This is a genomic window from Ammoniphilus sp. YIM 78166 (assembly GCF_004522215.1).
Taxonomy (GTDB): Bacteria; Bacillota; Bacilli; order Aneurinibacillales; family RAOX-1; genus YIM-78166.
On sequence record NZ_SDLR01000004.1, the window covers coordinates 656329 to 669448 of the forward strand.

Consider the following 13120-nt stretch of genomic DNA (forward strand, 5'->3'; position numbering starts at 1 on the left):
ATTGTAAAGCACACAAAACCAGCAGGGCAATCGGCTCTGCTGGTTTTGTGCTTTCAGCTTTAAAGCTTCACGGTATTATCTTTACCCTTGAGCGAGGAGAAGTTTCTCCATGCTTCGAGGATGAGGACGATACAAAGAATAAATAGGGCCAATGACGAGAAGGCTAGGAAATACTTTCCGCTGGCGAAATTGGTTTGGATTAACACGAGCAAGGCGGAGATGGTCACAACAAACATGAAGACCATCGGGATCGCTGTGAAATAGGATTTAACCCCCATCTTGCTCAGCCAAACAGTCACGGCAAGCAAGGCTAGAGCCCCAAGCATTTGGTTGGCTGCACCGAACAATGGCCATACCGAGCTCCATGTTCCGGATAAAGCAAGAGCGGCTGCACCGGCTGCGACAATTCCTGTGCTGAAGTGGTTATTTCTAGCCAACGCAGGAGAACGATCTTCCACCAATTCTTGAACCGCATAGCGACCTAAACGTGTAGCAGAATCCAGGGTCGTTAAGAGGAACGCGGAAGCGGTAAGGGCGGTGAAGGTAACGGCTGTTTTTTCAGGAATCCCCCAGTGTGACATAAAGTAGCCGATTCCCGCAGCAAACGTACCGATCGGTCCGCCTAAGGCTTCCATCCGAGCGGCAAACTCGGCTTGGGAAAGATAAGCTACCGTTCCAACCGTGATGATGGCTAGGAACCCTTCGAGCAGCATTCCGCCGTAAGCGATAAACTTTCCGTTTTTCTCACTGTCCAGCTGCTTCGCTGTGGTACCGGAGGATACAAGAGAGTGGAAGCCAGAAATGGCTCCACAAGCAATGGTGATAAATAAAATCGGGAACAAGTACCCTAATTTTTCATTATAGAAGCCTGTGAATCCAGGGAATTGGATCGCGGGTGCGGCTAAGAGAATACCTACCGCAGCTCCAGCAATCATGCCATAAAGCAAGAAGGAGTTGAGGTAATCTCTAGGCTGCAGCAGCAGCCAAACAGGAGCAACCGATGCTAAATAAGCGTAACCTACGAGAATGAGATACCAGGCTGTAGCGCTAAGCGAAATAGGGAACATGAGTCCAAGCCATACAGAGGCTAGCATACCTGCCACTCCAAGGACACTAGCAAGCACGAGATTCATGCGCATTTGGTTGACTAGGAAGCCGAAAACAATGGCTAAAGCTAAGAACAACGCAGAAGCGGTTGCGGCTTCAGGTACAGCGGCAAAAGTGTTGCCTACGAGGATGATAAAGACACCTACGATCAGAATGAGGGTTGCGATGGAGAAAATGAGGAACAGCAATTGGCCTCGTTTTCCAATATATTCTTTAATTATCGCTCCGATGGAATTCGCCTTGTGACGGATAGAAGCTTGCAGAGAAGTATAGTCATGAACACCACCGATAAAAATGCTGCCAAGAATAATCCAGATCACGGCAGGAATCCAACCAAATAAAGCAGCCGTGATAGGCCCTACGATCGGACCACCTCCGGCAATCGTGGCAAAGTGGTGACCGAGCAAGACCGGTTTTTTAGCAGGGACATAATCGACCCCGTCATACATGGTGTTTGCAGGGGTTTCACGGTTGGGATCAATCATAAGCTTACGCTCAATAAATCGTCCGTACGTAAAGTAGGCGATAAGGAAGATGACGCCAGAAATTAATAAAAGGGTTAATAAGTTCAAGATTTATCCTCCTCGGTTAAAAGTTTTTGAAAGGGTTCCACAAAGCTCTGTGCCTTAGGATTAACGTAAACGCTTCCAACTTTTAAATCTACGACAGCGATGTAAAGCTCAGCCCAACCGTGTAAGCCATAACGAATCCATTTGATTTTACGGTAGTTCTTCACTCCTTTCTTCACTTCCTCCGGTACCGGTTGATCCGTTACGATAACCCCTAAAAGAATTGTTGACATATGATCCTTGTCATGGGTGACAAATTGGTCAACTTTATCTTTCATATCGTTCTGGAATCTATGGATAAACTCCTGGGTGACGGGAGTATCGGAGGTCGATACAAAGACAGCTTGCTGATTTTCAACGCCCCAGACCTTAATGGTCTTCGTCATGAGGTAGCGCTCATCCCTTCTTTTGTAGAGGGCCTTGAAAGCTAAGGGGATGCTTCCTATGTAATCATCGCGATACACATCAAAATATGCTACATAACGATTGGCCAGTTTATGCACATATTCCTTGAGGGTTTGATTTTCCATGGCAACCTTCCTTCTAACTGGGGTTCCTAAAACAATAATATTATATTCGGTATTGGTAAAATTATCAAAATAAATTTGAATATATATTGATTTCAAACTAAAGTAGGCAATTCCTACCATGTAAATATTGGTAATATAACCCAAAAGTAGCATTTCTCATATGTTAGACGTGTGTTAGATTTAGGCATAACATTCATACTAACATGAGGAGGTTTTTACGAAGATGACTAGATTGCTCCTTGCACTCATGCTTTTCATCCAAGTCGTTTTCCCAGGTGTATCGTTAGCGGAGAAAAGTCATGCCGAAGGAATCGCGGCCCAGTTGGACAAGCTCCTTTATGACTTGGAGCAGGCGGAAAGCAGCAAAGGGATTTACGCAGGTCTTAGTGTTTATAACTTGACGAATCAAGCGTATGTTTACCAGCATAACCCCAACACCCCTCTGATTCCCGCCTCCAATATGAAGGTTTGGGTATCTACAGCAGCGTTGGATCAGTTAGGTGAAGATTACCAATTCAAGACAGAGGTCTATGTTAAAGGGAAAATTTCAGATGAAGGAGAGTTGAAGGGAGACATCATCGTAAAAGCCTACGGGGATCCTTCCTTTACAACGGAGGATCTCCAAACTTTTGTAGATAAGCTTGAAGACATGGGGATTCGTTCGATCAACGGGAACCTAGTCATGGATGAAACCTTCTTTGACTCGAAGCGGTTGGGCTCTGGTTGGATGTGGGATGATGAGCCTTATGACTACAGTGCACAGATCAGTGCTTTTGCGTTAAACCGCAATATTATTACATACACGATGACTGCGGATCATCCCGTAGGCCAGTTGACGACGGTGACGATGAGTCCAAAGAATGATTATATGACCGTTGAGAATCAGGTTGTCATTACGGATGCAACGACCCGCTCGATTACGGCGGATCGACCGCTTGCTCAAAATAGGGTGATTTTTAAAGGAACGATGGGAAATCGAGCCACGGTGTACTCGGTTGCTAGAACTATGGAAGAGCCTGCGTTGTTTGTAGGGAATGTATTGAAGCATCAATTGATGGATAAAGGAATTACTTTTCACCGGAACAGTCAGGTTGTAAAGGGAGTCCTGGATAAAAAGAGTGAGTGGGTTGGAACCCACTATTCCGCTCCCCTGGCAGAACTAACTTCTAAGCTTAACAAGCCGAGCGATAACCTCTATGCGGAAATGTTTTTGAAGACTTTAGGGGCAGAGATTCGAAAAGAAGGTAGTGCAGTAGCGGGTGTTAAGGTTATTGCGGACATGATGAAAAAAGCTGGCGTAACGGTCGATTTCCACCAAGAGGACGGATCGGGTCTATCCCGGTATAACTGGATTACCGCTGACCATATGACGAAGCTCTTAAGCTATGCGAGCACGCAGAAGTATGGGGCCGCTTTAAAAGAGTCTTTTCCCATTGCCGGAGTGGATGGTACCCTATCTTCGCGGATGAAGAATACGGCAGCTCAAGGAAAGGTTTATGCTAAGACAGGTTCCATGAACGGTGTGAACGGTTTGTCAGGATATGTTACGGCTGCGAACGGGGATCAGCTTGCTTTTTCCATTCTGTTAAATGGAATTCATACATCTCAGAATGCTAGAGATTTACAAGATGCTGTCTGTATAGCTTTAGCTGGGGAGGTCTTGCCCACTGAGCCAGTGGCAAGAAACAGGAATTCTTATGCTTTATCTGAACAGTTGAACAGCCTCCTACAAAATCCCATGGTGAAAAATGTTCGCGCTAGTCTCGTGGTAAAGTCGCAGGATCAAAACCGAATTCTTTTCGAGCAACAAGCGGATAAGCTGATGACTCCGGTGTCGATTGTCAAAATATTGACGAGCAGTGCGGCTCTACAGAAGCTGGGGGAGGGGTATCGCTACAAAACGGAGCTTTATATCACAGGTCCTGTGGAGTCGGGTACGGTTGAGGGTGACCTTATTCTAAAAGGCTACGGGGATCCTAGTCTGAACACAGAAACCTTGGAACAGCTTGTCCAAGCCTTGAAGTCCAGAGGGATTAAAAGGGTTAGCGGAAATGTCCTTGTCGATGAATCTTATTTTGATCAACAGCGCTATCCTTTAGGATGGTTTTGGGATGATGAAAGTGAGGAGTCGAATCCGCAGATGAGTGCGGTGGGACTGAATGGAGCAACCGTTCGTTTGGACTATAAGCCAGGAAAGAAAGAGGGTCAAGCCATCCAAGTTACCCTTTTACCCCAAACGAGGTTTGTTGAGGTGGTTAATGAGGCGAAGACGGTTTCCACACGGGAAGCCAACACCTTAAAGATTGAAAGAGTTCGGGGTCAAAATGTCATTAAGATCTCGGGAAATCTTCCGATTTCCGCCGAAGCTGCAACCCGTAAGGTTCCTGTGCATGATCCTGCTTTGTATACAGGAGCCGTGTTGGCTGAGAAATTAGAAGCCAATGGAGTGAAGCTGAGTTCTAAGGGTCTAGTATTGAAGACGGTGACACCATTGGATGCCATAAAAGTGGAGGAGCACCGCTCGGCTGCTTTGGGTGAGATGGTGACCTACTTGAATCAAGCTCATGATAATTACTATGCCGAGATGATCACTAAGACTCTAGGCGCTGAGTTAAAAGGAGCAGGGTCTACGGCGAAGGGGATAGAAGTCGTAACGGATTTTATGAAGGAAAACGGTTTGAGCACGACTTATTTGCTTCGAGATGGATCCGGACATACGCGTTATAATCTTCTGTCTGCACGTCAAGTTCAAGGGGTCTTAGATTTGCTAGCTTCTCATTCAAGCTTTGATTCCATCCTTTCGGTTGCCAGCGATGTGGTGAGAGTGCCAATTACGGAGGAGTCTATTCTCGCAAGTACGGGGGTGTCAAAGGGTCTCCGATCGTTTGCAGGGTATGTCATGACCAATCAAGGTGAAAGGCTGTCTGTATCTCTGATTATGAACGGTTTAGCTGAAGAGGAGCAAGTCATGAAAGAGCTACAAGAGGCCATTTTGCTAACGCTTCTGACTTATCAACCGCTGGTGGAAGAGGAAGTGCTAGCAGAGCAAGAGCCAACAGAGGAATCCGAGCTGCCGCCAGCAGCCTAAAAGAGAGGCTAACTTGAAGATGACTTCAGGTTAGCCTTTTATATTTACCAACTCTAGTATGCCCTCTCTCTCAAACGGAAAAGCTGATATAAAGGTAGTTGAACTAGAGAGAGGTGAATTTATGTCGTGGGGAAAGATGACCGTGCTTGTCATGGTTTCTCAAGGTGTTTCAGCAGCTATATGTCTTCTGTACGCACATGCTCATTTTAAATTAGGTAAGGAGATTCTAGATACGTTCCTTCTTTTCGGGGCATTAGCCATTATTACGTATATCTTTTTAACCAAAGAAAGGTTGAAACAAAGCGAGCAGCGTTACCGTTGGCTAGTGGAGAATATACCTGTAGCGGTTTGCATTCATCGTGATGATAAGTTTGTGTACGTCAATCAAGCGGGGTTAGAGCTTTCTGGTCTTTCTAATAAGGATGGTATTATTGGTAAGTCGATATGGGAGACAGTTCATCCGTCACAGCGAGAAGAAACGTTTGTCCGACTTCTAAGATGTAAGGAAGGAAACGAAGAAATCGTTGGAGAACATCAATATATCCGGCCGGATGGCTCAATAGTAGAAACTGAAATTCGTTCTATTCCCATCATGTATGAAGGAAAACCATCCATCCTTACCGTGGCGCGTGATATTACTCAGATGAAAAGGACGATGGAATGTTTCAGCCGTTCGGAGAAATTATCGGTGGTAGGCCAGCTTGCAGCAGGGGTAGCCCATGAGATTCGAAATCCCCTGACCACGTTAAAAGGATTTATTCAATTCTTTCGTTCAAAGCTAGGAGAAAAATATGCTCAAATTATGCTTTCAGAGTTAGACCGGATAAATTTGATTGTAAGTGAATTTCTTGTTTTAGCTAAGCCTCAAGGCTACTCGTTTAGGATGAATGATTTAAAACAAATCATTGAAGATGTCGTGGTTTTGTTTGAAGCGCAAGCCAATCTGAAAAATGTACAAATGAAGACTTGTTATCCGGAGGGTTCATTTCTAGTGGGATGTGAGGCCAATCAACTGAAGCAGGTATTTATTAACCTGTTTAAAAATGCAATCGAGGCCATGCCGGGTGGAGGCAAGCTAACGATTGAATTAACGGAAACAGAAGGCCAACAGGTGTCTGTAGTCGTTGCCGACGAAGGGGTAGGCATCCCAGAAAGCGAGATCCATCGCCTCGGGGAGCCTTTCTTCACGACCAAGGAGGAGGGAACAGGCCTTGGGTTAGTCATAAGCTATAAAATTGTGGAAAACCATGGTGGCCAGATGATGATACATAGCCAGCCTCAGCAGGGGACATCTGTGGTGGTACTGTTGCCCTTGGCGGTGCCATCATCGGTGGTGACCACTGTCAACCCTCGGAATTTGTCGAGTGAATATCAAAGTAAAAAAAGCCTGTGAGATCCTTTCTCGCAGGCTTATTTCAGTGAGTGCCTGTCACTCCCCGGTTTTTGTCGAATGCTGGTAGTGAGCTACAGGGGAGTGACCAAAAGCCTAATCCGGTCCGAATCCAGACCTCATTCAAAGGAAATAAGTATTATTGATCTTGCTTAATCGATCCCACGGGTTTAAAAAGAGTAAGATCGATGGACTCGGCCATTGCTTGATAACCGGCATCATTCGGGTGCAGGTGATCTCCGGAATCATAGGTAGGAAGAAGCTTATCAGGATACTCGGGATTGAGCATGACTTGATCAAAATCAATAACTCCATCGAACACGCCACTGGTTCGAATCCACTCGTTTACTTTATCTCGCGTTCTTTCGCCTTCTTCTGTAAAATAGCCTTCGTAGGTCACATCTTCAAACGGCAGCAGAGTTCCGGCATAAATGCGCAGCCCCTTAGCATGGACGCGGTCGGCAATCTCCTTCATGCCTGCAATAATAAGACTAGCATCCAACGTATGGGGAGCATGTCCGATATCATTGATTCCTTCCAGGAGGATCACATCGGTTACACCGGTTTGGGATAAAACATCCCGATCCAGACGAGCGAGGGCTTTTTCTCCAAATACGTCGGAATCCCGAAGAATCTTATTTCCTGATATTCCTGCATTCAATACGGAGATTTCTTGGTTCGGGTAGGCTTCGGCTAGCCGCTTGGCCAGAAAATCAGGATAACGGTGGTTGGCATTAACCGTTGCTCCGTGTCCATCCGTGATGGAATCGCCAAAGGTTACAATAACGCGAGCCTTCTTATTTTTGGTTACCACATCCACGCCACTTAGCCAAAACCAAGATTCTGCAACTTTGGAGTAGGAACCCGCATCATGATCGGCTGCGTGATCCCCTACCGCAGCATAAGCGGCTTGTCTCCCTAGAGAATGCCATGTTGTAGGTCCCGTAGCCTCGGGAACAAATACACTGACAGCCAAGCTCTCCCCTTCCTGGATGGCTAAAGGAATTGGGTCACTGAATAGTTCAGCACCAATGGGGATGGTTACCGTTGGTTCTCCGTTAAAGGTAACGGGTTGGTTCGTGCCGGCAACTGTAGACGCCCCATCGCTGGCAAGGGCAACATCCACTTTGCCGAAGGTTAGGGGAGCCGTTCCGTAAAGATTCGAGAACCTTAGCCGAATCTCTGAACCTGAGGCCGAGGGATGAACAATCATTCTTACGGTTTGGTTAATAAAGCCCTGTTGAGAGATACCTGTGCTGCGTGGGTGCTGTTGGCTGGCAGCCCAAGCCCCGATCCAGATCGGTTCTTTGTGTTGTTTTTCTTCCTTTTCTATTTTGACTGGTTTGGCGTTTTGGGTTTCAGGTGCGGCGTATACGCTTACACCAAAGACTAAGCTAGCGGCAAGGACGGTGGATAAGAATGAAAAAGCTTTTTTCTTCATAGTGACCTCCTGTAATTTCCGTTTATTTTACTTTTGGAAAGCTCGCTTTAATGCATCGACATATTGTCTCGTTGCCCGTTGGCTAATCTCCGCTTGAGGGCACACGACCTCAAATCCATGGTAACCGCCTGGATAGAGATGAAACTCAGTGGGAACTCCTGCCTGGGAAAGTTTCATCACATAATCGATCGTTTCATCGCGAAACAAATCTGCGGATCCGACACAAGTATAGGTAGGAGGTAATCCTGATAAATCCGTGGCTCTAGCGGGAGCGGCATAAGCGGAAATCTCTGTACCATCCCGTGTCCCCAGGTACATTTCCCACCCGAGTAGATTGGCTTCCCGATTCCAAATTCTCGTGTCCGTGATTTCATAGCTGGACGGAGTCACGTTGCGATCATCCATCATGGGGTAGAGAGGCATCTGGAATCGGAGCGAAGGACCTTTGCAATCCCTGGCCAATAAAGCTAATGCAGCGCAAAGTCCTCCGCCTGCACTCGCACCAGCAATGGCAAGACGGGAAGGATCTACGCCCACCTCTGCCGCATGTTGGAAGAGCCAGGTTAGAGACGCATAGCAATCTTCCAACCCTGCTGGAAAAGGGTGCTCGGGTGCTAAGCGATAATCTACAGACAAGACCACACAATGGGCTTCTTCGGCAAAACGTTGGCAAAGGTCATCATCCATTTCTGGAGCACCTAGAAAGTATCCGCCGCCATGAATCCACAAAAGCCCCGGCAAGAGGCCACTTTTATCCATAGGCTCATACATTTTGACTCGGATGTTCGGTGCCCCTTCACCCCCTTGAATGTAGCGTTCTGAGATGAAAACGTTGGGATTGGGCGGTGATTTTTTGGCTTTGCACTCTTCTAACAGCAAATGCCTTCTAGCTGTTACATCAGCAAAATTTTTGGTAGGCAAAACAGAAAAGAAAACTCTTAATTCAGGATCCAGTTTCTGTTCCATTTCCATATCTACACCTCCTAGGATCTGTTACATGCAACATAGAGAGGAAAAAATAAATGTGAAAAATTAATCACAATTAGAATCTACAGAATATTTACTATTCTGTCAATACAACGAATCAACAATCTATCAAAAGACTCATTATGATAGATTCTTAAATTGCGAAACATTCCCTTTATTGGTATGGTAAAAGAGGGTGATTCTAATGCAGCTTATCCTTCGATCGGGAGACCTAGGACCTACATGGTTTCATGTCGCTTTACGTGCTATGGTACTAATGTCCTATAGTGACGATTTGGCAAAGAGTCATCAACTTGCGGAAACACTTGGGGCAGATCCCACTTTTGTCAGGAAAATATTAATTCAACTGACTAAATCAGATCTTGTAGTCAGTCATGGCGGCCGTTATGGAGGCTATGCCCTAAAAAAGGATCCTAGCGAGATTACGGTAGGAGAAATCTATAGAGCCCTAGGGGCTACACCTGCAACTCCTCATTGGACGGTCCCGGCAACGGGTTCAGAGCTCTTTATTTCGTTAATCATCTCAAGAGCTGAAGAAGAATTTCAGTCGATTTTGGACAAATATACGATTAAGGACATCGTAAAGCAAAGCCATAAAAAATAACAAAGCCCGCTCTGTTCGATGATAGTGAGGAAGAAGCATCTCCCTCGGGAGATGCATTCTGCCCTCGCTGTTCCTTCCTGATTTTTCCTCTATACTTTTATTCCATCCCTTTGGTTCGACACCCTTCGAGCATTTTCGGGGGGTGACAGGCACTCCTTATAGATAAAGTAGTCGAAGTCAGCGTGTTTTTGAGTGCCGCTTAAGTCCTGAACACAGACCCCGATAAAAGTGCCGGTAAACTTGATGTAGTCTCCCGATTCATCCGAAAGATGGGTAATATCGATGGGATCGCCGATCTTGATCCATTCCTCAGATTGCTGGGGCTGGAAGTACCAGAATTGCAACCATTCTCTTTCGATGACCGCCTTTAACCGGCAAGGGCCGTCAAGGAGGGGGATATCCTTAGCCAGCAGCTCATCATATTGGCCATGCTTAGATTGAATGATTCCCAGACATTTGCCGAGTGTCTCATCATGGGTAATGCGCAAATACACGTAGTCCTCTGTATCGTAATATACCGTCAATCCGGCCATTTGCTGGAATGTTTCTGGTTGAAATTCGATTTCCGTTTCTGCCTCGCAGCAAAAATGCTGCTGCCTCCGGGCCAGAAGGCTCTGGCGATGCTCGGAGCTCATCGACTCCATCCCTCTTAACCTTAAGTACCCCGGACGCTCACTCAAAGAAAGCCATGACTCTTCCGCTGGAATCCGCAAGGTGCTCCAGTTTACATCCAATTCCTGCGAATCGAAGTCATCTTTTTCCGGAACCTTATCAAACGGATGAGGAACCATATCAGGCGCTTCTACTTGCAGCCTTGGCGTGTTTCCTCCTCCAGCCAATCGAAGCCACCCGTCTTCTGTCCACTCACAGCGTTGGAGAGCCGTTTCCCTTCCTAAATTGCAGTAGTTATCTTTCACAGGACGCCCGCATAAATGGGCCAGATACCATTCTCCCGTATGTGTCTGTACAAGGCTGGCGTGACCGGCCTTCTGCAGCTCCAATTCGGGATGCCCGGATGAGGTAAGAATCGGATTCGTCGGATCCACTTCATAGGGGCCGAATAGAGATTCAGATCGAGCCATGGTTACCGCATGCTCATACTGCGTTCCACCCTCAGCCGTCATTAAGTAATAATATCCGTTATGTTTGTATAGGTGCGGACCTTCAGTCAGCTTTAAATCCGTCCCTCTAAAAATATTCTTTACAGGCCCGACCAATTTTTGCTGCTCCACGGAAAATTCCTGAATTACAATGCCCGCGAACTTGTTCTTTCCTTTGCGATGGTCCCACAGCATATTCACGAGCCACTTGGATCCATCTTCATCGTGGAAGAGAGAAGGATCAAACCCGCTGCTGTTCAAGTAGATGGGATCGGACCAAGGGCCCATGATGTCCGTTGCGGTGCATAAATAGTTATGAGTATCCTTAAATGCGCCCTTCCGGCTCTTGACATCCGTAAAAATAAGATAAAAGACCCCATCCGCATAGCTTAAGCATGGAGCCCATATTCCTCCTGAGTTCACGTTTCCTACCATATTCAACTGAGACTTGCGGGTCAAAGGATGGGGGAGCAACCTCCAGTTTACCAAATCTCTGGAATGATGGATTTGCACGCCGGGAAACCACTCGAAGGTGGACGTTGCAATATAGTAATCCTCGTTAACTCTTAAAATGGATGGGTCTGGATTAAAACCAGGCAAGACAGGATTTTGGATCATGGTCATTTCTCATTTGCCTCCTACTATAGTTCGTTAACAAGAGTCGATACAGTTGTTTGGCTCGATACGGAGCTTCTGTTACTTACAATTCTATACCTCCTTTTACTTTGTTTGTCCAATGTCCTTAGTAACTACCTTAGCGCGGAGTCAAAAAGGAGAAAACTCATAGCTGTAGCGGGTTTTTCGTAAAACCATTATACAGGAAAACATCACAAAAGATAAATAATATTTAGTTTGTTTAACCACTGGACAAAGAAATTAGGAAGTGATACTATAGCTACTAGTGAAACAATTCAAACTTAACTGACAAGGGGTGTGGCTATCCATAATAACTGATATTGCAAGCGGTTTTATTTTTAAAACAAAAAAAAGGAGGGTCTTTCTTTGAGAAAACTATTATCTTGGCTAACGGTTGCATCTATGGTTTTACTATCGGCATGCGGGGGAGGAGGAGGGTCCAATGAATCGGCATCTTCTCAGCCATCGGCAGCAAAAGAAGTAAGCGGTGAACAGAAGAAATTAACGTTTTGGTTTATAGAACCGGGAAAACGCAAGGAAGTGTTGGAAGTAGCTGTAAAACGTTTTGAAGAGAAGAATCCGGGTGTGAAAGTCGAAGCGGTTCAGATCCCTAACGATGCCTACAAGACCAAGCTGTCCGTTGCGATTGGAGGAGGCGATGCTCCGGATGTGTTCCATTCCTGGGGCGGGGGATGGTTGAAGCAGTTTGTTGATGCAGGACAAGTTTTGGATATATCAGGGAAAGTGAACAAGGATGACTACTTGCCAGTTGCTATCAATAACGCTACGTTCAACGACAAGGTTTATGGCGCTCCGCTGGGAGTAAGTATCGTTCCTTTCTATTATAATAAAGAAATTTTCGCAAAATTCAATTTAGAGATACCTAAAACCTACGAGGAATTTATAAAGGTTGCTGAAACGTTGAGGAGCAATGGGATTGAACCGATCGCCATGGCGAATCAAGCAAAGTGGCCAGGATTGTTATTGTTCGCGTACGTTGCCGATCGCGTAGCGGGCTCCGACTTGTTCAGACAATCCGTTACAAGAGAAGCAAAATTTGATGATCCGGGTTATGCGAAAGCCGGCGAGATTCTACAAGATATGGCTAAAAAGGAAATGTTTAACAAAGGATTTAACGGTTTGAGCTATGATAACGGACAATCACGTCAGCTCATGTATACAGGCAAGGCGGCTATGGAATTACAAACTAGCAGTTATGTCAACGCCGTGAAAACGGAGAACCCAGCTTTTGTAGAGAAATTAGGGATGTTTCCGTTTCCTGCAATAGAGGGGGGGCAAGGGAACCCTACTAATGTGGTGGGAGGAACTTCACCGATTTTCTCCGTTTCGGCTAACAGCAAAAATGCGGAACTCGCCCTTGCATTAATCAAAGAATTGACCAGTGTAGAAACAGCCCAGCAATTCACGGATGGAACAGGAGCTCTTGTAGCCGTGAAAGGGGTAGAGTATAAAGATCCATTTGCTATCCAAGCGGTTGAAATGTTGAACAACGCTGAATTTATGCAAACGTTTTACGATCAGACTCTACCGCCTGAGCTCGCAGAACTGCAGAAGGATTTGACTCAATCCGTGCTAGGATTATCCATCACTCCTGAAGATGCTGCGAAGCAGATGGAACAAAAAGCGGCGGAATTATTGAAATAGTAA

The 13120-nt window shown here is 45.9% G+C and carries 9 protein-coding genes; 4 read left to right on the forward strand and 5 right to left on the reverse strand.

What is annotated here, in order from left to right; all coding sequences use genetic code 11:
* Window positions 1-59: 59 nt before the first annotated feature.
* Both EIZ58_RS19875 and EIZ58_RS19880 read right to left on the reverse strand, forming a co-directional pair.
* Window positions 60-1679: a carbon starvation CstA family protein gene (locus tag EIZ58_RS19875; protein WP_134702604.1), complete on the reverse strand. Its 1620-nt coding sequence runs from the start codon at window positions 1677-1679 to the stop codon at window positions 60-62.
* A complete protein-coding gene (locus tag EIZ58_RS19880; RefSeq protein ID WP_134702605.1) occupies window positions 1676-2206 on the reverse strand; it encodes a DUF8052 family protein in 531 nt (176 codons plus the stop codon). The genes EIZ58_RS19875 and EIZ58_RS19880 overlap by 4 nt, the downstream gene beginning before the upstream one ends.
* A gap of 223 nt (window positions 2207-2429) precedes the next feature.
* On the opposite strand from EIZ58_RS19880, the gene dacB reads away from it, so the two are divergent.
* Together dacB and EIZ58_RS19890 are read left to right on the forward strand one after the other, a co-directional pair.
* The gene (dacB, locus tag EIZ58_RS19885) at window positions 2430-5294 is read left to right on the forward strand and encodes a D-alanyl-D-alanine carboxypeptidase/D-alanyl-D-alanine endopeptidase (protein ID WP_134702606.1); all 2865 of its coding nucleotides are present in this window, start codon (window positions 2430-2432) and stop codon (window positions 5292-5294) included.
* Between the two features lie 121 nt (window positions 5295-5415).
* The gene (locus EIZ58_RS19890) at window positions 5416-6687 is read left to right on the forward strand and encodes an ATP-binding protein (RefSeq protein WP_167577808.1); all 1272 of its coding nucleotides are present in this window, start codon (window positions 5416-5418) and stop codon (window positions 6685-6687) included.
* Window positions 6688-6823: 136 nt separating this feature from the next.
* Here the strand turns inward: EIZ58_RS19890 and EIZ58_RS19895 are convergent, their stop codons facing one another.
* Both EIZ58_RS19895 and EIZ58_RS19900 read right to left on the reverse strand, forming a co-directional pair.
* On the reverse strand, window positions 6824-8125 hold the full coding sequence (locus EIZ58_RS19895) for an SGNH/GDSL hydrolase family protein (RefSeq protein WP_134702608.1): 1302 nt from the start codon (window positions 8123-8125) through the stop codon (window positions 6824-6826).
* Between the two features lie 27 nt (window positions 8126-8152).
* Entirely contained in the window at window positions 8153-9097 is a 945-nt protein-coding gene (locus EIZ58_RS19900; protein WP_134702609.1) for an alpha/beta hydrolase, read from the reverse strand.
* A gap of 199 nt (window positions 9098-9296) precedes the next feature.
* Between EIZ58_RS19900 and EIZ58_RS19905 the strand changes: the two genes are divergently transcribed.
* Window positions 9297-9716: an RrF2 family transcriptional regulator gene (locus EIZ58_RS19905; RefSeq protein WP_134702610.1), complete on the forward strand. Its 420-nt coding sequence runs from the start codon at window positions 9297-9299 to the stop codon at window positions 9714-9716.
* A gap of 89 nt (window positions 9717-9805) precedes the next feature.
* On the opposite strand, the gene EIZ58_RS19910 is transcribed toward EIZ58_RS19905, so the two are convergent.
* Complete coding sequence (locus EIZ58_RS19910) at window positions 9806-11440, reverse strand: glycoside hydrolase family 43 protein (RefSeq protein WP_134702611.1); 1635 nt, start codon at window positions 11438-11440, stop codon at window positions 9806-9808.
* A gap of 378 nt (window positions 11441-11818) precedes the next feature.
* On the opposite strand from EIZ58_RS19910, the gene EIZ58_RS19915 reads away from it, so the two are divergent.
* A complete protein-coding gene (locus EIZ58_RS19915; RefSeq protein ID WP_134702612.1) occupies window positions 11819-13117 on the forward strand; it encodes an extracellular solute-binding protein in 1299 nt (432 codons plus the stop codon).
* Window positions 13118-13120: the final 3 nt, after the last annotated feature.